16 protein-coding genes are annotated in these 24649 nt (G+C 52.3%); 10 read left to right on the top strand and 6 right to left on the bottom strand.

Features of this window, described 5'->3' with window-relative positions; translation table 11 throughout:
• The first annotated feature begins 126 nt into the window (after window positions 1–126).
• A complete protein-coding gene (locus tag A3842_RS21045) occupies window positions 127–843 on the top strand; it encodes a stalk domain-containing protein (RefSeq protein ID WP_074102624.1) in 717 nt (238 codons plus the stop codon).
• A gap of 90 nt (window positions 844–933) precedes the next feature.
• Here the strand turns inward: A3842_RS21045 and A3842_RS21040 are convergent, their stop codons facing one another.
• The 3 genes from A3842_RS21040 to A3842_RS21030 all read right to left on the bottom strand — a co-directional run bounded on the left by A3842_RS21040 (window position 934) and on the right by A3842_RS21030 (window position 6198).
• Window positions 934–2121: a HupE/UreJ family protein gene (locus A3842_RS21040; RefSeq protein ID WP_074102623.1), complete on the bottom strand. Its 1188-nt coding sequence runs from the start codon at window positions 2119–2121 to the stop codon at window positions 934–936.
• A gap of 80 nt (window positions 2122–2201) precedes the next feature.
• The gene (locus tag A3842_RS21035; RefSeq protein WP_074102622.1) at window positions 2202–4940 is read right to left on the bottom strand and encodes an S-layer homology domain-containing protein; all 2739 of its coding nucleotides are present in this window, start codon (window positions 4938–4940) and stop codon (window positions 2202–2204) included.
• A 163-nt stretch (window positions 4941–5103) separates the two neighbouring features.
• Window positions 5104–6198: a HupE/UreJ family protein gene (locus tag A3842_RS21030; RefSeq protein ID WP_074102621.1), complete on the bottom strand. Its 1095-nt coding sequence runs from the start codon at window positions 6196–6198 to the stop codon at window positions 5104–5106.
• A gap of 173 nt (window positions 6199–6371) precedes the next feature.
• On the opposite strand from A3842_RS21030, the gene A3842_RS21025 reads away from it, so the two are divergent.
• On the top strand, window positions 6372–7592 hold the full coding sequence (locus A3842_RS21025; protein ID WP_074102620.1) for a YibE/F family protein: 1221 nt from the start codon (window positions 6372–6374) through the stop codon (window positions 7590–7592).
• A gap of 44 nt (window positions 7593–7636) precedes the next feature.
• Here A3842_RS21025 and A3842_RS21020 read toward each other — a convergent pair whose 3' ends face one another.
• The 3 genes from A3842_RS21020 to A3842_RS21010 form a co-directional block, all read right to left on the bottom strand.
• Window positions 7637–7762 carry a DUF4023 family protein gene (locus A3842_RS21020; RefSeq protein ID WP_074084383.1) on the bottom strand — a complete coding sequence of 42 codons (126 nt, stop codon included), beginning with the start codon at window positions 7760–7762 and terminating at the stop codon, window positions 7637–7639.
• Window positions 7763–7985: 223 nt separating this feature from the next.
• Entirely contained in the window at window positions 7986–8813 is an 828-nt protein-coding gene (locus A3842_RS21015; RefSeq protein ID WP_074102619.1) for a WYL domain-containing protein, read from the bottom strand.
• Window positions 8800–10122, bottom strand: coding sequence for a helix-turn-helix transcriptional regulator (locus A3842_RS21010; RefSeq protein WP_074102618.1), 1323 nt, complete (start codon window positions 10120–10122; stop codon window positions 8800–8802). Before A3842_RS21010 ends, A3842_RS21015 begins: the two co-directional genes overlap by 14 nt.
• Before the next feature lie 580 nt (window positions 10123–10702).
• Here A3842_RS21010 and A3842_RS21005 point away from each other — a divergent pair.
• From A3842_RS21005 to A3842_RS20965, 8 genes are all read left to right on the top strand, one after another.
• A complete protein-coding gene (locus A3842_RS21005; protein WP_074102617.1) occupies window positions 10703–12196 on the top strand; it encodes a TROVE domain-containing protein in 1494 nt (497 codons plus the stop codon).
• A gap of 470 nt (window positions 12197–12666) precedes the next feature.
• Window positions 12667–14493, top strand: coding sequence for a sensor histidine kinase (locus A3842_RS21000; protein ID WP_074084387.1), 1827 nt, complete (start codon window positions 12667–12669; stop codon window positions 14491–14493).
• Complete coding sequence (locus A3842_RS20995) at window positions 14486–16012, top strand: response regulator transcription factor (RefSeq protein ID WP_074084388.1); 1527 nt, start codon at window positions 14486–14488, stop codon at window positions 16010–16012. Before A3842_RS21000 ends, A3842_RS20995 begins: the two co-directional genes overlap by 8 nt.
• 175 nt (window positions 16013–16187) lie before the next feature.
• Window positions 16188–17684, top strand: a complete 1497-nt coding sequence (locus tag A3842_RS20990; RefSeq protein WP_074084389.1) for an ABC transporter substrate-binding protein — start codon at window positions 16188–16190, stop codon at window positions 17682–17684.
• Window positions 17685–17768: 84 nt separating this feature from the next.
• Entirely contained in the window at window positions 17769–18701 is a 933-nt protein-coding gene (locus A3842_RS20985) for an ABC transporter permease (RefSeq protein WP_074084398.1), read from the top strand.
• Between the two features lie 23 nt (window positions 18702–18724).
• Window positions 18725–19642, top strand: a complete 918-nt coding sequence (locus tag A3842_RS20980; RefSeq protein WP_074102616.1) for a carbohydrate ABC transporter permease — start codon at window positions 18725–18727, stop codon at window positions 19640–19642.
• Window positions 19643–19670: 28 nt separating this feature from the next.
• Window positions 19671–22181, top strand: coding sequence for a glycoside hydrolase family 3 N-terminal domain-containing protein (locus A3842_RS33405; protein WP_256701793.1), 2511 nt, complete (start codon window positions 19671–19673; stop codon window positions 22179–22181).
• Window positions 22168–24649: alpha-mannosidase (locus tag A3842_RS20965; RefSeq protein WP_074102615.1), on the top strand; the 2482-nt coding region annotated here is incomplete at its 3' end. The genes A3842_RS33405 and A3842_RS20965, both read left to right, overlap by 14 nt.

Here is a 24649-nt window from a genome sequence, read left to right as displayed (position 1 = left end):
TCAAGAAAAACGGACACTGGCTTGGAATTACTTCTTTACAATCACGATACAAGTTGGAAACAAGTTCATGATTAAATGTATCTATAGCAAGGAACACACAAACGAACTTACAAGGAGACGATTATAATGAAAAGCAAAAAAATGATCATAGCAACCATGGTATTCGGAATGGCAGTTACAGGCTCGGCGGGGGTATATGCAGGAACCAACATGCAGAAGATTAGCGCGTATCTGAATCACAGCATTGGATTTACAGTAAACGGAGCCGCATACACTCCGGTAGATAATAATGGCAAGACGCTTGCACCAATCACTTATAATGATACAACTTACCTGCCTGTCCGGGCGATGGCGGATGCGCTTAAGGTGCCGGTAACTTTCAATCCTTCAACCAATCAGGTCATTCTGGGTTCGGCAGCAGGATCAGCAGCACCGGGTAACGGTTCAGCGGTTACTTTGGCCACCATCCAGTACAGTGCCGCGCAAAAAGAAGCCATCACCAAGGCATTCTCCGCCTTCCAGGGCTTCGAGACCGCCTATGCACCGATGCAAATGATCAGCGGAGACGCCTTCCAAAAGGCTGCCGAAGGCTCCGATGGCGTAAGATTCCTCTTCAGCCACATGAACGTAGATATCTCGCCGCGGGATTACTCCTACGAGTATAACGGTACTACAGTGAAGCTTTCGACTGGTGCAGCAGCCAAATGGTATACTCCTTCGGATATCCCGATGCTTACCTTTAAGCTGGATGACCGCTACGTCACTCTGAGCTCACCGGACAAAGCGCTGAGCAAAGCCCAGCTTGAGAAAGTGGCTGCAAGTGTAGCGAAACTGAGCAAATAACATTTTCTATTATTAAAGGTGAAACTGCGAGCAGCCCGCTCTATCCATAGGATAGGCGGGCTGCTCGCATGATAGCATAACGATCATTCTTTAGGCCAGCACCAGCCGCTGAATTAGCCAGACACCCCCTAATAAAAAGGCTAAAGACGAACCTGTCAGCACCGCGCGTCTTGAAAACTTCCATTTATGAAGAAGGACGAGCAAAGGCAGAAGAATGGCGATCAGGATGATCTGAACGGCTTCGATGCCCAGGTTGAAGCTGACCAGATCCACAGCCAGCTGGCTTTTGGGCAGATGCATCTCTTTGAGAATATCGGCGAAGCCCATACCGTGAATCAGGCCGAACACAAACGTCAGCACCCAGCGGTAGCTGACCTCTTTGCGTATAATGTTGTCTACGGCAACGAAGCAAATGCTTAGCGCAATTGCCGGCTCAACGATTCTTGGGGATACATTGACAATGCCGAGGACGGTCAAGGTTAAGGTAATACTGTGTGCAACTGTGAACGCGGTAATCATGGCCGCATATTGTTTGAAGGTTTGTCTGGCAATAAGCAGGGAGAAAAGGAACAGCAAGTGATCATAACCGCCCAGAATATGATTCATTCCAAGCTTAAAAAAGGAAAACCATCCGGAAAGAGCATCCGGTGAACCTGAACCTTCAGATGATGCTGTTTCTGCTGATTCGCTTGTAGACTGGGACTGTGTATTTTGCGGCAGGCTACTATAATCTTTTTCGCTTAGTTGCATTGACCACTCCCGGTATTTACCGGACAGCGCCTGCGTGTTTTTTTGGCTGCCGAAATTCACCGTAAGCAAATCCACATAATTGGCTGCCGAATCCTGAGAATATAAGCTGTCGATTAAGGAGATGGATTGGGAGGCGGCAATGGGAGGATAAGCGGCCTTCAGGACTGCTTTTTCGGTGCCTGCTTCCTGCTCCAGAGTCAAGCTGTGCAGCTCGGACCATTCCTGTGGCTGATTGTTTATTTCTATTTGGAGATTGTCGCTGAGTAAGGACAAAAGCTGATCCTGTATCGCGGAGAACTCATTCAGCTCAAGTGTGCCGTTTTTATTATCGTCGCCGCCAGTAAGCTCGATGACAGACAAATCATCAAGCGCATAGGTCAGCTCTACTGCGGATTGGGATAACTCCAATGTAGCATATCCGGCACTGTAGGCGTGGGCATCCGCTTTCGGTATGGCAGGCATCAGAAGCAGCACCAGTATGGATGCCAGACAAAAAGAAAATCTTAAAAAGGAATATACACGGGGCATCGTTGTTCCTCCTGTAACGATTAACAGGAATACCGTTCATGCGAACGGTATTCCCGCAATTCTTTGCTTTATTTGATGTCTTATTGATTCAACAAGTTATAAATGACCTGAGCCGCTTCGCCTCGGGTTGTTATTCCACGGGGCTGGAAGACGCCTTCCGCACGACCGTTTACCAAGCCAAGTGCAGCAGCTTTTTTTACATATGCCGCTGCCCATGATGAGATTTGTGCTTCGTCTTTGAATGCGGAGCTGGAGTCTGCCGATACCTTGCCATGGAGCTTCTCGTAACCGCGCATCAGCATCGTTACCATTTCCTCGCGCGTGATATTTGCCTTGGCTCCGAACACAGAAGCACTGGTTCCCTGGACAATGCCTGCTTTCACAGCTGCGGCCACACTGTCCGCGTACCAGTCTCCACTCTTAACATCTGTAAATGCCACCGCAGTTTTATCGGTGAGTCCCAGAGCTCTGACCAGCATTGCAGTGAATTCTGCACGAGACACACTGCGGCCGGGTTCAAAGGAGTTGGCGCTGGTTCCATTCAGAATTCCTTTGGAGACTAAGTCATTGATTGCTGCCGCTGCCCAGTAAGAACCAGGCACATCGGTGAAGACTTTCGTGCTGCTGCCGGGTGCTGCAGTTGCACCGGTTCCCGGCGCAGAACTTGGGACAGGTGTAGCTGTTGGAGCGGCGGTTGCTGTTGGCGAAGCAGTAGGAGAAGCTGTTGGGACAACGCCGCCGCCGCTGCCGCTTTGGTTATACACACTGACTTTACTGCTGCCAGCAACATTGCTGCCGTCAGCCGCTTGGGCAATAATATTAGCTGTTCCCGCCTGCTTGGCAGTGACTTTGCCGTTTGCATCAACAGTTGCAACAGCAGGGTCACTGGTAATCCAGTTGATTGCAGGATTCGTCGCATCTGCTGGTGTTACAGCTGCGGTTAAGTTTGCTGTTGAACCTGTTATTAAGGTAAGCGTACTCTTGCTGAGTGTAATTCCAGATACTGGAGTCCCTACCGTTACGACAGCAGTATTTTCGTCTATGTTGGACGGGATAGCGCTATGTTTGTTCTGTGTGGTCATTGCGGAAGCTGTAAGTTTTACGCTTGCGGCAGTAGGATTCTTTTTATCCACGGCAGTGAATGTGAGCTTAATCAAATCTTCGTATTTGCCATATGCTTGCGAACGGAAAGGCGTTTCGGGATGTGCACTGATTTTCACCTCACCCGGTGTCGCTGCAACGTTCAGTTTTCCCAGTGTTGAGGCTACCGCCTCGGCGCCTTCAAATTTAATCTTTGTACTGTCATAGGTAAAGGTGGTATCGAGATTCTGTACAGCATTGGCGTTACTGACGGCATAATAGTAATTGATAGCTGCACTGGTATCCTTTTGCTGTGTTGTATTGGAATTTATTTTTACGCTCTCGGCTTCTTTTACGAACCCGTAGGTATCCAGTTTCTCAAGTGTGTCGGACCGGTAAGTATCTACCGTAAGGCTGGATGGCGTTACTTTGATTGTGGAGAAAGTGGGCGTATGCAGCTGGCTGCGGCTTGCTGAATACCGCTCAGGAGTAGTGTTCAATTCGTAGTATTTGCTTCCGCTTGCCGAGTTGGCGGTAACGTAGGTGGAGCCATTGGGATTAACGTCTCTGCCCTGACTGTCCACAAGCTGCCTGCCCTGCACATTATCTCCATTCATAACATAAGTTCTGACATACGAGTGGTCATGGCCCATAAAGATCATATCCACATCCAGAGCGTCCAATGTCGGGAACAGCGCTGCTCTTAAGTTGAGAATGACTTGCTCAGTGGAGTGGGCTTGACCGCCACCGTAAATGTCATGGTGAAAAGTAACAATTCTCCATTTGGTATTGGGAACGGCCTTCACAGTATCCTGCATGAACTTGGTATGCTCAGCCCCGTTGGAGTTGTTGGTATCAAGGACCATGAACAGCGTATCGCCATAAGTGTAGTAATAATCCCCGCCGTAGGTGTTGTCTGTCAAAATGTCTTTATTGCGGTTGTCCTTCATCATGCCCAGGGTCGATTCGTTAGGCACGTTGTAATGGTATTTGTAATTTACATTGACATCATGATTGCCGACAACGGTTGCTATTGGCAGACTTCTCAGAATTTCGGGGCTCTCGAATGCATCATATTCCGTTTCCAGTGACGTGCTGGATTTATTCTCAATCTGATCGCCTGCGGACATGATAAAGCTAAAATTGGGGAAACTGCCAACGGCTTGCTTCAGTGTCTTCGTCCAGCCATACGTGTCATTTGTTACGCTGCCTGAGGAACCGATTTGGGGGTCGCCGACAAACATGAGGGTGTAGTTCGTAGGATCTTGGGTGGTATAATTATAAATTGGGCTCCAATTGTCTTCGTTGCCGTCTCCCACACGATATACATACTGTGTTTGGTTGGCAAGTCCGGTGGCCGTTGCTTTGTTGGAATAGTAGACCGAGTCGGTAACGGTTGTTGCCGGAGAGGCTTGACCGGTAAAGGTCATCACCTTGGTGGCTTCCGGAAAAGCATTGCCGCTCATATCGGCCTTTTTGGCCATTTGCACGATGCTGGCTGCCGGCAGTCCGGGTGTTAGCCAGGTGAAGTTCAGCTTGCTTTCGTCCGCTCCGGGATTAAGTGCAATGTCTCTGATCGAGTAAGGGAACGAGGCGGCGCGCGCAACCTGTACCGGATTAATCTTGGAGTTGAAGCCGATCAATCCGGACGGTAGCAGCGCGATAATCAGGAGCATGGCCAAAGCCAGGATACTGATGGTGTATAACCGGCGTTTCTTTTGACTAAACCTTTTTAACATCTGACAACCACCTCTTGGACAAATTTGGTTGCCCTTACGCCAGTAACCCATAAGAGCACTTGTACCAATATAAATCGCAGATGTTAAAAGAAATGTCAAAATTTATCAACGCTATGTGAATATGCAGGTGATTCTACCGGATATATTTTGAAAGTGATCAGAATCAATACAGAGCCTTCACAATGAAAGTGGCTAGTCCGGTAAAAGCGGCAGTGGCCGAAATCACGGGCAGGGAATACTTTAGTCTGCGTAAGTAGACAGTTGCCGGAACCAGGATCACTATGAGCAGGAGCAATACAGTTTCCACACCTCCATAAAAGCCTGTAACCGGCCATACTAGATTCCAGCTCCCGCCATCTGCCCTCATACCGCCCAGCCCTGCCGCATACCCAAATCCGTGGATCAAACCCAGCGCCCCGGCAATCCAGAGCAGCTGCTTCATGTTCCGGTTGTACAAAACAGTTAAAGCGAGGAACACAATACTCAAGGGAATCAGGGCAGTTAACAGCCGTTCCGGCAAGGTAATGACGTGCAGCCCTCCTAGGATCAGGGTCAATGTTTGTGTTGCCGCAAATACAGCAGCAGACCGCAGAGCTTGCCTTGTCGTCAGACATCCTGTTAGCAGGACAATCACGGCCAGGATAGATTCATAGGCACGGAGCGATTGATCCAGGCCGAGCTGGAAGAAATGCTTAAGTGCATAGGCCGGGTCCATCTGGCCCACCTGAAGCTCCGTAATCTGTGCAATGAGTACGGCTTCTTTTTTTAGCCCGCCCAGCGACAGGTTGACATAATTGACATGCCATTGATCCCGGTCGAACACCAGATTGTAGTCCATTGTGAACTGCCGGGGAGCATTTTTGATAGGATATTCTATAACCGCCTCGGCAAAAGGCTGGACTTCACCTTCCTTCTCGGTGTAGCGGAGCTGTGTGACTTTTCCTGCCAGCGGTAGATTATCTGCATAGAGTCTGATTTTGGTTAGCAGCAATTCATCTACCTCTGCCGGGTATTTACTGAAGAACCGGTTTAAGGCCTCCGGTGTCGTTAAGGCAAGGTCCGGGTCATCCGGATTGACCTCGGCAATCATGTCATACATATCCAGCTGCAATACAAATTTGATGCTGCCGTCCGCGAGCGAAAGTTCCGAATAGGCTACACTGACGTTGCCGTGGGCCAGCGAAACGGGAGCTCCCGGATCCAGCAGATACCCGAACAGCAAGAACAATAATGCAAGCAGCCTCACCCATTTTGCCATCTTTCTCATGCCCTCCCAAATCGATTTTTCCATACATCCGACGCACACATAATATCATCACAAATCTTATGAAATGAAAAGAAAGAAAAAAATATTTCTTGTTTATGTTGAAATGATAGGATAGATTATTGGTGTAATCTGACCACTGCTTGGACAGCAAATGGAGGTAGGGTATGTTTGCATCGAAGAAAACACGAGTCAGCCTGTTCATCGGTTTTATCCTTTGCATCGCTTTAGGCATGTATCTGTTCAATCAGTCACCCGAAACCAAACATAACGAGCAGGGCAGCAGCACAGCCTCCAAGAAATTTGAAAAAGCCAAAGTGCTGCAGGTCATCAGCGAGGATTTGACAAGGGATTCCGAAAGAGGGGGGCTATACAACGGCTCTCAGGAAATCGAAATCAAAATTCTGTCCGGGGAACATAAGGGCGAGGTTCACAAGATCACGAATAATGTAAGCGTCTATCTGAATGTGATTGCCAAAAAAGGGCAGACGATTATCGTTAATATTGACTCGGCTGATCCGAAATATTATCTGGTATCGGTGTACAGCTATTATAGAGCTCCGCTTATGGCAGCGATGGTCCTGTTGTTTTTTTGTGTGTTATGGTGGATTGGCGGCAAAAAAGGATTAAAGTCGGTGCTGGGGATTATATTCACCTTTGCCTGTATTATCTATTTGTTTATCCCGATGCTGTATAGGGGGTATTCTCCTGTTTTTGCCTCCGTGCTTATCGTTATTCTAACTACCTGTGTTACTCTGCTGCTGCTGAACGGCTGGAGCGCAAGGTCCTGGGCAGCAATTCTGGGGACAGTGTGCGGGGTCTTGATTTCGGGGGTCTTGGCTTATGTATTTGGCTCTTTAGTCCATATTTCCGGTTATAATACCGCAGAGGTTGATGTTCTGATTACCATTTCCGACGAGACTGGACTCCAACTCGGAGGAATGCTGTTCGCGGGAATATTACTTTCTTCGCTAGGCGCCATTATTGACGTAGGTATCTCTATTGCCGCATCTGTGCATGAGGTATACATGACGAATCCTAAGCTGACCCAGCGCGAGCTGTTTGCCTCGGGAATCAATGTTGGCCGCGATATGATGGGGACAATGGCGAATACGCTAATTCTTGCCCTCACCGGAACTACGCTGGCTTCGCTTATGATTCTGTATGCGATCAGAGCTTCCTTCAACCAATTAGCCAACATGAATATGGTGACAATCGAAGTGGTTCAAGGGATTACCGGATGTTTTGGTGTGGTGCTGACCGTACCTATTGTTGCCTTTATTTCTTCGAGAATTATTCCTAACTTTGAAAAGAAAGCCGCAATCGCAGCTGCAAAAGAGACACTGCAGCTCCATATCCACGAAGAACAGCAGACAATAACCCCGTAGGTCTCCTCTCCAGAATTCAGGAGTCCTGCGGGGTTATCTGCTATTTATTTATTCGTGCCGTGCTGCTTGGTTGCCAGCCGGGCTTCCGGTGAGCCTTTGCCGCGGCGTTTGTTTTTCTCCGCCTTCTTCATGTTCTCCTGAAACTTCTCCACGAACTCGTGAGTGTCCATTGATATCCTCCTAAAAGTTTTGTAAGCATGTGCTCCATCGAGTGACTTCGTACAAAACTCGCTTCGAAAGCATACGCTAAAAGTTTTGTAAGCATGTGCTCCATCGAGTGACTTCGTACAAAACTCGCTTCGAAAGCATACGCTAAAAGTTTTGTAAGCATGTGCTAAGTGTGGCAGCAGTATTTCTCAGACCTGCTGTTACTGTGCCCGCTTTTGCGGAGGATCATTCCTGGCGGGTCAGCGTCTGGTCCGGGGAGGCTCCATACAGAGCCAACGCCTTCAAAGCGGATTCCCGCATGCGTTTTTTTAGCCAGTTCCCTTCAACAATTCGCACCCGTTTGCCCAGAAAGCGCATTTTGGATAGCACATATTCACCTTCGTTGCCCAAGTAGAACAAGGAGATGTAATAGGTGTCCTTGTCCTCGTCATAACGGACCTCCTTCTCGAAGCAGGAAAAGGCATAGAGAATCCTCGACAACTCCCGGTTGTAATTCGGAAGGACCTCAATCACGGCGCTCTGTCTGCGGCTCTCCAGAATTCGGTGAATCTCGGCCTGAGTCGTGCGGACAAGCTCGGGTGCAGCCGGAACTTCGCATACCGATGTTATTTTCTTCAGTCTGATGCTCATGAAGTCCCGGCGCGTCCAGCTGTACCACAGCAGATACCATTCCCGTTTGACCATGGAATATTCGAGACGGTAGGGAAGGCCGGACTGTTCCGGACCGGGGTGCCCGTTGTTCGGGCCGATGCTCACCTGTATGCCCTGATGGTGTTGAATACTTCGGCGAAGCACACGCACCAGCGGATGATAGACCTGTACTTCTGCAGTCGAAGCCTTATGGATCAGATCTTCAGCGAGATTCAGAGGAGCCTCTCCCTCTAAAAGGGTCTGCAGCTTATCAAGCGTCACTCCGGAAAAGGCGGCGGCAGCAGAGGGATGGTCCAGCATCAGCTTCAGCCAGGAGCGTTCATGGGAAGTGGAGAGAAAGACGCCGCTATCCTCCATCCGGGAGAGGATGCGGTAATTAAAGATTTTCTCAAAAGGGTTCATAGTAGTCCAGCATCTCCTTCCATTCCGCAATCAGCTCCTGCCGGAGCTGCCTCGGCGCAAGCACCTCACAGCTTGAGCCGAAGCTGCGCAGCCAGGGCTTGATTTCGGTCGTGCCGTTTACGGTAATTTCATAGATGAAAAAGTGCAGATCTTCCTCGGTTATAACACCCCACTGCCCTTGCAGCAGCACACGCTCCTTCACAAAATTACGGGCAGAGCCGCTGCGCTGGGGATTCAGGAATTTAGCCCTAACAGTAACGGGCCGGCCGGTATCGATCAGCCAGCTTGTGGCGATCTGCTGCTCCAACGCGGATTGCTCCGCCAGGAAAAGCTCTTCTGTGACAGCTTCGCCTTCCTCGATTTGTGTCATGCCCTCCATCCGGTACTTGCGGATGCCCATGTGCTTGCTGTGAGTGAGTAAGTACCATCTGCCGTACTGATGATCGTAGACGATTTTGAGGGGCAGTGCTGTTTCCGGGCGGCCGCCGGATTCACGCTCGAAGAGCGGATTGGTGCTTTTAGCGGCATAGCTGGTGTCGGCTTTCGGCGAGAAGTAGAGAAACTGCACCTTACTGCGGCTTCTAATAGCTGCCAGAAGTGTGGACAAGTGGGCTTCATCCAGGATTCTGGAATAATAATGGTATTTGTATAAAAAGGGTTCGATGGCCTGTTTCTCCGCATCCAGCCGGAGCAGTTCTTTTTTCAGACTGTTGCGGAGCAAATATCCCTGCACGGAAGGCAGCTGGGTATTCGCCATAATATCCACGAAGTCGAACAGATCCATAAGCTCCTCTCCGGTCAATTGCTTGACCAGATCATTATTCAGCCGGTAACGGTAAGGACGCGGACCGGCTCCCCGTACAATAGCCCCGACCTCCTGCAAATATTTCAGGTCGCCGCGGATCGTCTTTTCATCGGGAAAAGTACTCTCCGGGTCCAGCCCGCAGCAGCAGATGTCCAGCAGATCCTTTATGGCCAGCTCCTGGCCGCCATTCAGTGCAGCTAGAATCCGGGAGATTCTCAGACTTTCTGATTCCTTGAGCGACTTGGCCTGGAACAGAAACAGCAGCAGGGGGTCGGCGGATTCGTAGTAATTGAACCGAAGCGCATCGGTGAAGCCCTGGGCTTGTGCCTCCGGCGGCTGTTCCTGCAGGGTGGTTGCGACTTCCTTTAGCTTCTTCAGGGTTTTATCGAAGGTATGAACCGAGATGCCGAGACGTTCGGCAAACTGCTGACGGCTGTACGCACCGCTGGTCAATACAAGCATCCGCAGAAACTGGATTTCCTTATCAAAGCTTTCCTTGGCCATGGCAGCCTCCGATCATACATAGTAGACACCTAATTTCTATTGTACCAGCGGTGGCAAATGGAGAAAATGGAGAAGTTTCTCTATTCTCGTAATACTTACGCCATGTTCGCCGGGAAGAAAATAAGCGAAGATGGATACAAGAAAGCTGATGCTGCCAAGCGAAGCTGACTTGAAAAGATTCTCCGAGGCGCATGGACGGGATACTTCGCCTGTTAAGCGACCTGTCGCTGGTTCGACTCCAGCTTCTTTCTAAAGAAGGAATAGCTCAGTGGTAGAGCAGTCTGTGCCTGTCCAATCTTGTTTTCTTCGGAGGATAAAATGTACACAAAGCGAGGCGACTGAAAGGGATCCTTCGTCTGTTACGGGAATAGAATTGACGGTGCCCCAGGGCACTGACCGGCCTTTTCAACCCAATTCCTCGCTTTGTGCAATCCATCAAGCCGGTGAGGCGCCGGGACGGGTTACTTCACACTCCAACGTGACCAATGAATGATCCTGGGCAATACGGCAGGTTCGACTCCTGCAGATACACCTGTCCCACATTTTCCTCACCGGTATTGATGATTAGGAGGTAATGAACATGAGCTTTGCTTCAAAACTATTTGGCTCCATGAAGCCACACGCCCTGAACAAGGAAGGGTATCCCGCTTATACGCGTCCTGTGGAAGAGCAGTATCTGCAGATGCTTTTGACGAATACAATGCATAATACGTTTTATGCGGACCAGCAGGAGCTTATAGATCATGCGGCAGAGCTGCATCAGCAAATGGCTCTTGAACAGCCGGAATTTATGGCAAAAGCGCTGGTCTATGCCAGGGGGGAGGGGTTCATGAGACTGCAGCCGCTGTTTGGGCTGGCTGTACTATCCGGTACCCGTCCGGATCTGTTCGCCAAAGTCTTCATGAAGGTTGTGCAAATCCCGTCTGACCTGTCCGATTTCTTGACGATCCTGCAGGGGCTGGGACGTGGGGAGGGCGGCCGGGCGGTGAAGCGCCAGGTCAATCTGTTCCTGTCAGGAATCAGCGAGTACTGGGCGCTGAAATATAATGGTCGAGGCCGTGGCTATAGCCTTGGCGACGCCATTGCCACAGCTCATCCGAAGCCGACGGATCTCAAACAGCAGGCCTTGTTCCGTTATTTACGCGGTCAGGAGGCCAATCTGATGCTATTGCCACAGGTGGAGGCGATGGAGAAGCTGAAGCAGGCCGTGACCGCGGAGGAGCAGATCGAGTGGATCGAGCGGGGCAAGCTTCCATACTCAGCCGTAACAGGAGCGATCCAGCCTTCCCGGGAAGTCTGGAAGGCGATCCTGTATCAGATGCCTACGTTCGCCCTGCTCCGCCATTTGAATACGCTCCAGCGGAGCGGCGTCCTCGACGATCAGCGGAATCTGGATTATGTAGTGAACCGGTTAGTGGATCGACAGGGGCTGCGCAAAGCGCGGATATTGCCTTTCCGTTTCGCGACAGCGTTCCGGCAGGTGCAGCAGCCTGAGCTTCGGGATGCGCTGAGAGAAGCGGTGGACCTGACGTTTGACAACCTGCCGGATATGGAGGGACGGACCGCGATTTTTCTCGATATTTCCGGCTCGATGCAGGGTGATTATCTGGAGACCGGTTCCATATTTGCTTTGGCTTTGTATAAGAAGACTCAAGGGAAGTCGTTGTTCTGGCTCTTCGATACCGAGGTGGCCGACGCGAAGCCTTCCCGGCGGGACAGCATTCTGGGCCAGGCGGAACGGATACAGGCCCGGGGTGGAACCGATACCGGCGCACCGGTCCGCAAGCTGCTGGAGCAGCACATCAAGGTGGACCAGGTGATCATCATCACCGATGAGCAGCAGAACAGCGGCAGCCCATTCTATCAACAGCTCAAGCTGTACCGCAAGAAGGTGAATCCCGATGTTAAAGCATTTATTGTCGATATCGCACCTTACCGTCATGCAATGGTGCCTGAGCAGGATGAGCAGACCTACTATGTTTACGGCTGGAGCGACACTGTATTGTCCTATATTGCCCAGTCGGTGCAAGGATACAGTTCGATGACGAAGCAGTTAGCGGCGATGGAGATATAGGGTAAAAGGGGAAGCGCCGGAAGAGCAGAGCAGCTCATCCGGCGCTTCTTTACTGCTAAAATTATGTGCGGGTAGCTCCTTGGGAGTGTTCACAAGTAGGCTGTGGCTTGTTACCTGAATCCTGTCGCATATGAAAACGCTAACCTTTAATTTGTATAGTAAACCTTTAGATTTTACCCTGTTTACACATCTGACCTTACCTTATTGTTGAAGGAGATACATGAATGCCCCGGGCCGGCCGATGCCTGAATCAACTGCGACTTGTCTCACAGCTGAAGCTCCGGACGGGCTGTTTTTTTGATAAGTGGACCTTTTGGCAATCATAGGAATGTACAGGTTCACAAGTCCTCAATAATCGTACTATTTGTTAGGAAACAGATGCCTTCCTTTTACAAGAATAGCCCAGCTGTTTCCTCTTGCGTGATATAATGTGGCAATCAACCTGTGTGAATAGGAGGGAGAGAGACATCATGCTGCTCCCCGGAAACTGGTACAAAAAGCATTTTAAAAATAATCTGTTCATGAAGATCATCCTGATCTTTTCCATTATAGCGGTGGTAACCACGATTACATTCTCCTACCTGATGTTCCTGCTGATGTCCCAATCTGCAGTACAGAGGCAGCTGGAAATCCAGAAGCGTACCGTGGAAAGTGTGAACAACTATATGCAGCATAAATACGATGCCGTGCAGACGATGATGCGCGATGTATACCGGGACAGTGAGCTTACGGCCAATACATCCTACTTGCTGGAGCATCCCTATCAAGATTATGTCACCTACAGGCTTGAACGTTATCTTAAAGAGAGCAACACCACCACAGACAGTGTGCAGTTTTTCCGCAACCAGATGGAAGATGATCCGGATATCCGCAGCCTGCTGCTCTACAGCTCTGCCAAACAGCAGCTGTATGTATTCAATGAACAGGAGAACTTCAATATTATCTCTACCAATGCGGCCCATTCGTTTGTGCCGGATGCTTTATATCTGGAGGAAGCCAGCAGTGTAACGACACCGAATATCTGGGTCCGCAAAACGATATCCCTCGCAGATTCCCCCATGTTCTCCATCCGTGTGCCGATTAATGACAAGCAGTCGCTGCGGAATATCGGACAGCTGCTGGTGTTCTATGATGCGGACCATATCTGGGCGAGCATGGGTGACTACAAGGATGATTTCAAAGGCGATATTATCGTGCTGTCGGCAGACAATGATGTATTGTTTGACAGCTCAGGGACATTCTACGGTAAGAAATATCCTTATCCTGAGCAGATTGAAGCGATCTATGCCGACGGCGAGGAAGTGAACGGCATGCTGATTACGAAGCTGACGCATACCCAGGGCGGATTCACTGTACTCAGTGTGGTGCCGGAGGGGGAGCTTGCAGCGACTTACAGCGGTCTGCGCAACATGATTATTACCATTTGCCTGATCTGTATTCTGTTTGCGGTGATCACACCTTCGCTGTTTATCAGCAATTTTGCCACCCGGGCGCATAACATTATCCGCTTTACCCGTAAGGTGAAGAATGGGGACCTTGATGCCCGCATCACCGATGTGAAGGAAGACGAGCTGGGCCAGATCTCCAAAAGCTTCAATGATATGCTGGACGAGCTGAATCTGTACATCGACCGGGTGTTCAAGGCGGAGATTAAGCAGAAGCACAGCGAGATCGCTGCGCTGGAAGCAAGGGTCAATCCGCATTTTCTCTATAACACCCTGGAAGTCATCCGCATGCGCGCCATTTCACAGGGGGCTGCAGATGTTGGAGAGATGATCTACAGCCTGTCTGTTCTGTTCAAAAGCTATGTCCACCCCAAGGCGAAGCATACCCTGAAGGATGAACTGGAAGCCTGCCGGCTTTATCTGGAGCTGTTCCGCATCCGGTATAAGGACAAATTCTCCTATGAGCTCCATTGCCCCAAGGAGCTAGAGGGGCGGGTCGTGCTGAAGATGTCCCTGCAGCCCGTCGTTGAGAATTATATCCTTCACGGGATGCGGACAGACCGCAGCGATAACCATATCCGGGTTGATCTGGTCAAGGAAGGCGGGATTCTCCGCGCTGTGGTCAACGATAACGGACGTGGCATTAAGCAGGAACGGCTTGCGCAGATTCAGAAGGATCTCCTGGATCCGGACAGCTCTTCGCAGTCCTTCGGGCTACGGAGCATTCATGAACGGATGCAACTGCTGTATGGAGAACCGCACGGCTTAGCGGTAGCGAGCGAAGAAGGCCAGGGGACCACCGTGACCTTATGTTTTCCTGATCTGGGAGAGGAGGAGCCAACCTATGTATAAGGTATTTATCGTGGACGATGAGCCTTTTATTATTGAAGGGCTGTATGATATTGTCGATTGGGCCGGGATGGGAATGGAAATTGTCGGCCGGGCGGAGAATGGCCAAGAGGCCCTGGAGGCGCTCACGTCGCTCCGCGCAGATATTCTGATTACCGATATTTCCATGCCTCTGATGAACGGTCTGGATCTGATCCGTGCTGTCCGCAGCCTCCAGCCGGGGCTGAAGGTCATTATTCTCAGCGGGTATGATGAGTTCGGGTATCTGAAGGAAGGGATGACGCTCGGCATTGAGAATTATCTGCTGAAGCCGATTAATCTCGAGGAGTTCAAGGCTACACTTAGCAATACCGTGGAGAAGCTTCATATGAGCAGAGTTGAAGATGAACTGAACGCGCAGAGCATCTCTATATTAAGAGATAATATTATGCACCGCTGGCTCCGGGAACAGATTGGAGTGAATGAATTCCGTGAGCGGTCGGAACTGCTGGGCATCCAGCTGGACAAGCCGCTATTACTGGCTGCCCTGCTGCGGCCGGGCAGGGGGGCCGGCAATGCTGAATTCTTGAAGGCGGTTGCGAATGCCCTTGGGGACAGCAGCTCCACTATTCTTTTTCAGGATATGGATGGAGATGCCGTGCTTCTGCATGGCTTAAGCGAATACCAGCGCGGGAAGGAAGAGGTCGAACGCTGCCATGAGCGCCTGGTGAAGAGGCTGTCCTCCTATCAGCCGCTTTGCTTCTCGATGGGCAGTGTCGTGGAGACAGAGGGAGGGGCGGCACAGAGCTATGAGCAAGCGAAGAAAGCGCGGGAATATTTCATTCTGTTCCCGGAACGGACAGTGATCCGCTATGAGGAGATAGCCAGCCGCAGCGAGGCGGACGGGCGGGAGGTCACGCAGAACTGGGAGCAGGTGCAGAAGCTGATTCTGGCTAAGGACAAGGAAGCGCTGCTGCAGCGGATTGATGAGCGGTTCGAGCAGCTGCGGCATATGGAAGGCGTAACTCCCGAGGTTCTCCATGATTTCTCCATGGAATGGCTAATCCGCTTCAAAATGCAATTGAAGGAAATCAGACATTGCGAAGAACCTGAGCTATACCAGGAGGGCTTCCGCAGACTCCGCGAAACGACCTCCATTCATGAATGGATTCAGATTCTGAAAGAAGCGGCGTCGCTTACGATTGACTTGTTGATCCGTGATGTGAAGAGTCCGGTCGTGCAGCAGGTGCTTAATTTTATCCATGAATCCTACGCTGAGGATGTTTCGCTGAAGACACTCGGGGCACAGTTCAACATCCACCCGGTCTACCTGGGACAGCTGTTCAGCAAAGAGGTAGGGGATACGTTCACTGAATATATCAACCGCTACCGGATTGAGAAGGCCAAGGAGCAGCTGCGGGGAACCTCGTCCAAGGTGCATGAGATTGCCAGGAATGTTGGCTACTGGGAGACCGGTTATTTCTATAAGCAATTCAAAAAATATGTGGGGATTTCCCCCACCGAATATAAAGGACTTGTGTAACGGCTGTCTGCCGGGCAAGTTCTTTTCTTTATTTTCTACATGATTTATTTAGTTTAGCTTCTGTCTGAAAATGCTTACATCAACTAAAGTTAAGGTAATCCTTGAAGGGACAAAGGCCGAACAGACCTTCACATGTCCTGCAGTTTTGAGGTGAATAAAGGGGAGGTTATAAAGAATGAGCAAGAAAAGCAAACGGTTGTCCCTATTACTGACATCGATGATGGCAGTCTCGGTGCTGCTTAGCGCATGCGGCGGTGGTTCGAACAATGCAAGTTCCAATGATTCGGCTTCGGGATCAAAAGGCAACTCGGAGAAGCCGGTAGAGCTGATCTGGTACACTATCGGTGCGCCGCAGAAGGACCTGGACATGGTTGTGGCTGAAATCAACAAATACACCAAAGAGAAAATTAACGCAACCCTGAAAATCAATATGCTTGATTACGGCGACTATTCACAAAAAATGCAGGTTAAGGTAGCCTCCGGTGAACCTATGGATATTATGTTTACCAGTTCATGGGCCCTGGATTATGTGCAGAATGCCCGCAAAGGCGCATTCATGGAACTGGACAGCCTGATTGATAAGTACGGCAAAGACATCAAGACTGCCATCGACCCGGCATTCCTGGAAGGCTCGAAGGTAGACGGACACAACTATGCGATTCCTGCCAACAAAGAGCTTCCGGCACAGGAAGTGTGGCGCTTCAACAAAGAGCTTGTGGACAAGTATAAGCTGGACATCAGCAAAGCAACCACACTGGACAGCATTGAACCTATGCTCAAAACCATTAAGGAAAACGAACCAGGCATCACGCCATATGCAATGGTGAAGGACTACATGCCGGTGCTGCCTTTCGACTACATTATCGAAAAAATGCCGATGGCCGTGTATCTGAATACAAAGGACTATAAAATCGTCAACATCCTGGAAAGTCCAGAGCTGAAATCCAGTCTTGAAACCGTACACAAATATTACAAGGCAGGTTACGTATCATCTGAAGTAGCGACAACCTCCTCCGTGGATGATCTCTACAAAGCCGGCAAATGGTTCATGGATCGCGCCACTACACAGCCTATGGCTGACAATCTGTGGACGGCCAGCTACGGCTACCCTGTAGTTTCAACCCCTGCGGGCGAATCCTACATTTATAACTGGTCCGTTATGGGTTCGATGCAGGCCATTTCCGCCAACTCCGAGCATCCGGAGAAAGCCATGGAATTCCTGAACCTGCTGAACACCGATCCTTATCTGCGCAACCTGGTTGACTCGGGTATTGAAGGCGTGCATTACGAGAAAATCAATGATAACACCATCAAGAATCTGCCGGAAGCGAAAAACTATGATATGCCGTCCTTCTCTCTGGGCAATATCATGATCAACTACCTGAACGAAGGCGACCCTGCGGACAAGTGGGAGCAGTTCAAAAAGTTTAATGAAGCAGGCATCAATGCTCCGTTGCTCGGCTTCAACTTTGATACCTCCAAGGTAACGAGTGAAATCGCCGCTGTGCAGAACGTGAAGGAAGAATTCTGGGCCCCGCTGATGACAGGAACCGTAGATCCTGACGAATATCTGCCAAAAGCGATTGAGAAATTCAAAGCTGCCGGACTCGATAAAATCATCGCAGAAGCACAAACCCAAATCGACGCTTGGAAAGCTGCGAACAACAAATAATTCATTCCCTTAAGGAAGATCGGGCGGGTGCCAAGCCTATAGCCCGGTCTTTTCTTTTACAGTTTAGGAGGGCTCCACGTGAAAATGATTGGCGGATTCATCCGAAATATCATCAAAGACAAGGTTATGCTGCTCATGGTCCTACCAGGCGCGCTGTGGTTCCTCTTTTTCTCCTATCTGCCGATGGTAGGGACGGTTATTGCTTTTAAAGAATACCGCTACAGCCGGGAGGGCTTCTGGGCAAGCATTTTCCACAGCAAGTGGGTGGGCTGGGATAACTTTAAGTTTCTGTTCACTACGAATGACGCGTATATCATCACCCGCAACACACTTTTATACAATGCCGTTTTCATATTGCTGGGGCTGGTGCTGTCGGTAGTTATGGCGATTGTGCTTGCAGAGATTGCCAACAAAAAACTGGCCAAGGTCTACCAGACCGGCATGTTCCTGCCGTACTTTCTGTCCTGGGTTGTAGTCGGCTACTTTGCCTTCAGCTTTCTCAGCTCCGAGAGCGGTGTGCTGAACCAGATCCTAGGCTATTTTGGAGCAGAACCCATCAACTGGTATTCCGAGAAAAAATACTGGCCGGTCATCCTCGTGCTCGTGTATCTATGGAAGGCGCTCGGCTATAACAGCGTAGTCTATCTGGCCGCTATTATGGGTATCGACAAATCGCTGTATGAAGCGGCGATGATCGACGGTGCAGGCAAATTCCAGCAGATCAAGAACATCACGCTGCCGCTGCTCAGCCCGATTATTACGATCATGACGCTGCTGGCCATCGGAAAAATCTTTTACGCCGACTTCGGCCTGTTCTACCAGGTGCCCCGCAACTCCGGGACGCTCTACAGTGTTACGAACGTTATCGATACCTATGTCTACCAAGGCCTCAAATCTACAGGCGAGATTGGCATGAGTACTGCGGCGGGTCTATATCAATCCGTAGTCGGCTTCGTGCTTGTCATTACCTCGAACTATATCGTGCGTAAATTCAACAAGGACAGCGCCTTATTCTAGTCAGGGCGAAAGGAGTGAACCAGATGTCCACTATTGTCAATAAAAAACGTGATTTTCATAAGCTCTCCAAAACCTGGAACGTGCTGTTTAATCTGTTTGCCGGTGTTTTTGCGTTACTATGCGTATTTCCGTTTATCTTTGTAGTCATCATTTCCTTCACGGATGAAGGAGCTTTGGCCAGAGACGGCTATAGTCTGTTCCCGGCTAAATGGAGTCTGGGTGCGTACAAATATGTATTCCAGTCGGGAGATATGCTGTTGCAATCCTATGGGGTGACCATCCTCGTGACGGTGCTCGGCACACTGATCAGCCTGCTGTTTATTTCTTTTTATGCCTATGCCATTTCGCGTAAAAGCTTCAGATACCGCAATTTCTTTGCGTTCTTTGCCTTCTTCACCATGCTCTTCAACGGCGGACTCGTTCCGACCTATATTATCGTTACACAGTTTCTGGGCCTGAAGGATACGATCTGGGCGCTTGTGATGCCGCTGGCGGTCAATGCCTTCTACATTATGATCCTACGTACTTTTTACAGTACCAGCGTTCCCGATGCCATTCTCGAATCCGGTAAAATCGACGGCGCAGGCGAATTCCGCATCTTTCTTACACTGGTACTGCCGCTCTCATTGCCCGGTCTGGCGACCATTGCCCTGTTCAGTACCTTGGGTTACTGGAATGACTGGTTCAATGCACTGCTCTACATCGATGATCCGAATCTGGTGCCGCTGCAGTCTATGCTGATGCGGATCGAGACCAGCATGCAGTTCATTATGCAGAACTCGACCAACAGCTCACTCAGCATGGAGGCTCTTCGCTCTATGCCGCAGGATACCTCGCGTATGGCGATGGTGGTGCTGGCGACGGGTCCGATTATTTTTGCCTATCCATTCTTCCAGCGTTATTTCATCCAGGGTCTTACGATAGGAGCCGTGAAAGAATAAGACCGTCACCAGAGAGGGAGTGGAGAGTATGACCTATACAGATCCAGACAGACCGGCCCGGGAACGGGCAGAGCATCTGCTGGGACAGATGACCTTGGAAGAAAAGGCTGCACAGCTGGTTCAGCCCTTCGGCTGGCAGGCTTATGAACATACTGAAGGGGAGATTACTCTTACTGAGGATTTTAAACGTCAGGTGGCAGAAACGGGCATCGGCTCGCTCTACGGTATGCTCCGCGCGGATCCGTGGACCGGAGTGACCCTGGCCAGCGGGCTGTCCCCGCGCCAGGGGGCGGAGGCAGTGAATGCGATTCAGCGTTATGCCATCGAGAACTCGCGCCTCGGCATCCCGATCCTGATCGGGGAAGAGTGCTCGCACGGCCATATGGCCATCGGGGCGACCGTATTTCCGGTTCCGCTGTCACTGGGCAGCTCGTGGAATGTGGACCTGTACCGGGAGATGTGCCGGGCGGTGGCGCTGGAAACCCGGAGCCAGGGTGGAACGGTGACCTACTCGCCGGTGCTGGATGTGGTGCGCGATCCCCGCTGGGGCCGGACGGAGGAATGCTTTGGCGAAGATGCCTACCTGATCAGCGAGCTGGCCGTGGCCGCCGTGGAGGGGCTGCAGGGGGAATCGCTGAGCAGCCCGGATAGTGTGGGTGCTACACTGAAGCACTTCGCCGGGTACGGCAGCTCCGAGGGCGGCCGCAATGCCGGTCCGGTGCATATGGGCTGGCGCGAGCTGCTGGAAGTGGATCTGCTGCCGTTCAAGAAGGCGGTGGAAGCAGGCGCGGTGTCCATTATGCCCGCCTACCATGAGATTGACGGCGTGCCCTGTACAACGAATACCGCACTCCTGGAGGAGATTCTCCGGGGGGCCTGGGGCTTTGACGGCCTCGTGATTACCGATTGCGGCGCCATCGAAATGCTGGCCGCCGGCCATGACGTCGCTGAGGACGGTTTGGATGCGTCGGTGCAAGCCATCACGGCAGGCATCGATATGGAGATGTCCGGCGTCATGTTCGGAGAACATCTCGTCGGTGCTGTCCGCAGCGGCAAGCTGGCGGTGGAGGTTCTGGACCGCGCCGTGCAGCGGGTGCTGGAGCTGAAGTTCAAGCTCGGCCTGTTCGAGCAGCCATACGCCGATCCGGAGGCGGCGGAGAAATTCATCGGCAGCGCGAAGCACCGGGAGCTGGCCCGGAAGCTGGCTGCGGAGAGCATCATTCTGCTGAAGAATGAGGGCGGGACGCTGCCGCTAAAGGTCAGCGGGGGCACCAGTGACAGTGGTAGTGGTAACGGTAGCGTTGACGGCGTCCGTGCGATCGGCGCAGGCAATCCTGGCAGCGATGGCGGCGTCGGTGCGAGTGGTGCAGGCAACGGTAGGAGTGGCAGCATTAGTTCGAGTGGCGCGGACAACAGCCTGAGTGGCTGCGTCAGTTCGAGTGCCACAGGCAATAGCGGCAGCGGGAGCACCGGCAAGGTTGCGGTCATCGGCCCGAACGCCGATGCACCGTACAATCAGCTGGGGGATTATACCTCACCGCAGCCGCGGTCCAGCATCGTCACCGTCTTAGACGGTGTCCGCAGCAAGCTTGGAGCAGAGCGGGTGCTGTATGCCCCCGGCTGCCGGATCAAAGGCGAGGACAGGGAAGGCTTCGAAGCCGCCTTGGCCTGCGCCGCGCAGGCTGACACGGTGGTCATGGTGCTCGGCGGCTCAAGCGCCCGCGATTTCGGCGAAGGCAGCATCGACCTGAAGACCGGAGCGTCAAAAGTGACGGAGCATGCCTGGAGCGATATGGACTGCGGCGAAGGGATTGACCGGATCTCGCTGGCCCTCTCAGGTGTGCAGCTTGAACTGTTCAAGAAGATTCATCAGCTGGGCAAGCCGGTCATTGTGGTCTATATCAACGGCCGTCCGGTGAGCGAGCCCTGGATTGAAGAGCACGCATATGCCATTTTGGAAGCCTGGTATCCCGGCCAGGAGGGCGGCCATGCGGTGGCGGATATTCTGTTCGGAGACGTGAATCCCTCCGGACGGCTGACCATCTCCTGGCCGAAGGATGTGGGTCAGCTTCCGATGTACTACAACGGCAAGCGTTCACGCGGCAAACAATATCTGGAAGCCGATTCGCAGCCCCGCTACCCGTTCGGGTTCGGACTGAGCTATACGAGCTTCCGCTACTCAGAACTCCAGGTGGAGCCACAGGCAATCACGGCAGACCAAACCGCAACCGTACGGGTCACCGTGACCAACACGGGAGAACGGGAAGGCGCCGAGGTCGTTCAGCTCTACATTTCCGACGTGGTGAGCAAGGTATCCAGACCCGCGAAGGAACTCAAAGGCTTCCGCAAAATCACGCTGGCTCCAGGCGCAGCGCAAATCGTAGAATTTGAAGTCGGCGCGGAGCAGCTGCAATATATCGGCCCGGGGGCTCAGCCTGTCGTGGAGCCGGGAGGATTCAAAGTGCTGGTGGGCCGTCATGTCAATGAGGTGCTGGAAGCTGCACTCGAGGTAACGGAGGGGTCACATGGAACGGATTAGAAGATTCATCCGCGAGCTGTCCGAGCGGCAATGGCTGGAGCAGCAGGCGCTGGAAGGCTGGGACATTCAGGCTTCGGTCTATACCATGCCGGGTCAATATGACGGAATGCGGCCGTATACCGAAGGCGGAGATTTCAACCTGTTCCCGAGTGTGCAGGGAACCACGTATTTTTTCCGCCTTTCGCTTACGATCCCGGCAGAATGGCAAGGGCAGCGTACGGGGCTCATATTTGAGTCGGGCGGCGAGGGCTTGCTGCGGGTGAACGGGGAATCCCGCCACGGCCTCGACCGGAACCACACCTTTGTAACCCTGGAAGCCTCGCCGGACGGCCGGCCGCTGGAGCTGGAAATCGAATTGTTCGATCCCATTCCCGAGCCGGTGGACCCGCTGAATCAGCAGGCGGTCATCCAGCCGCCGATCCGGGCCATCCGCACCTGGCTGGTACGGGTCAATGAGCCGGTCCAGAGCCTGATGTATACCGCCGTCATCGTCCGCGATGCGGCGGTCCTGCTGCCCGATGCGGATATGCGCCGCGCGCGGATGCTGGAAGCCTTGTACCGGGTGATGGATGAATATTTGAATTTAAATGAGCCTGAGGTTCGTGAAGGCAGTGCTGTAGCCGCCCTGGAAGAGGCGCTGCGTACAGATATCGCAGGGATTGGCGGCAACGCAGAAGGCACCATTCATATGGTCGGCCAGTCGCATATCGACATTGCCTGGCTGTGGCCGGCGCGGGAGACCGTGCGGAAGACCAGCCGGACCTTCTCCACCGTCAATGCCTTAATGGACGAATACCCGGACTATCAATTCGCCCAGAGCCAGCCGCAGCTGTTCGAATATCTCAAGGAAAACGACCCGGTCCTGTTCGCCAAGGTCAAAGAGCGAATTCGTGAAGGCCGGTGGGAGCTGGTCGGTGGCATGTGGGTCGAGCCGGACCTGAACATCCCAAGCGGAGAGTCCCTGATGCGCCAGATGCTCTACGGCCAGCGGTTCTACCAGAAGGAATTCGGCCAGACCTCAGAGATTGAATGGTTGCCGGACACCTTCGGCTACTGCGCTTCACTGCCGCAGATTATGCGTCATGGCGGCGTGCGCTATTTCATGACCACGAAGCTCGGCTGGAATGACACCAATGTATTTCCGTACGATCTGTTCCATTGGGTGGGCATTGACGGCACCCCGATGCTGTCCTACCTCAACCATGGGGTGAACGAGAATACGCTGCCGAAGGACGTGCATGAACACTGGCAATCCTTCCGCGAAAAGAAGATCCATAACGAGCAGATGCTGCTCTACGGCCATGGCGACGGCGGCGGCGGTGTCACCCGCGAGATGCTGGAATACATCCGCCGTGCAGACCTGATGGTCGGCCAGCCGGCCAGTACCTTCAGCAGCGCCGCGGATTTCTTCGCAGGCATGGAGGAGCGGCAGCCCAAGCTGCCCGAATGGCGCGGCGATCTGTATCTGGAGCTGCACCGCGGCACCTATACCACACATGGCCGTAACAAGCGGAACAACCGCAAGGCGGAGATTCTCTACCGTGAGGCTGAGCTGTGGCAGACCCTGGCCGCTCCTGCCATGAAGCCCGAGCTGCGCAGGAGCAGTGCCGAACAGCTGCATCACGGCTGGAAGCGGATACTGCTGAACCAGTTCCACGACATTATTCCCGGTTCGGCCATCCCCGAAGCCTATGAGACTTCGGAGAAGGAATACCGCGAGGTGTTCGCCCTTGGTGAGGCAGCGCTGCAGCCGGGGCTGGAAGCCCTGGCGGCTCAGGTCACAACAGCAGGCGAAGGCCAGCCTTACGTGCTGTTCAACAGCCTCGGCTGGGCGCGTGATGCAGTCGTTGCCATTCCATTGGCAGATACGGAAGCAACAGATAGGGAACCAACAGCAAATAGACAAACGGAAAATAAACCAACGGAAAATGAACGGAATATAGCAGCATATGATGCGTCAGGAAATGCACTTCCGATAGATCTCGTCGCCGGTTTGCCCGCTGCGGACGTTCCGCTGGACCCGACAACAGATCACCGGACCGCTTACATTCATGTCCCGGCCATTCCGGCTATGGGGTATACAACGATCTGGCTGAGACGCGGGGAACGGCCAACGCCGGGAAGCCTGGAAGCAGTGAATAGGCCGGAACGCACCGTCCTGAATGACCGCTGGGAGACCCCGCACTACCGCCTGACGTTCAATGAACGGGGCGAAATCACCAGCCTGTTCGACAAAGCGGCCGGCCGGGAAGTGGTGCAGCAGGGCGGACGGGCCAACCAATTCCACTTCTTCCATGACCGTCCGACACTCTGGGATGCCTGGGATATCGACAGCCGCTATGAAGCCCAGCCCGCTGGCGAGGCCGAGCTGGTGGAGAAATACGTGCTTCACTCCGGCCAAGTCCGGGATGTGCTGAGATTCCGCTGGACGCTGGGCCAGTCGCTGATCACCCAGGATCTGATCCTGT

Source organism: Paenibacillus sp. P3E, assembly GCF_001909045.1.
GTDB classification, from domain to species: domain Bacteria; phylum Bacillota; class Bacilli; order Paenibacillales; family Paenibacillaceae; genus Paenibacillus_AQ; species Paenibacillus_AQ helianthi.
Note: the sequence above shows the minus strand (reverse complement) of the source record. Positions and strands in the feature narration are given on the sequence as shown.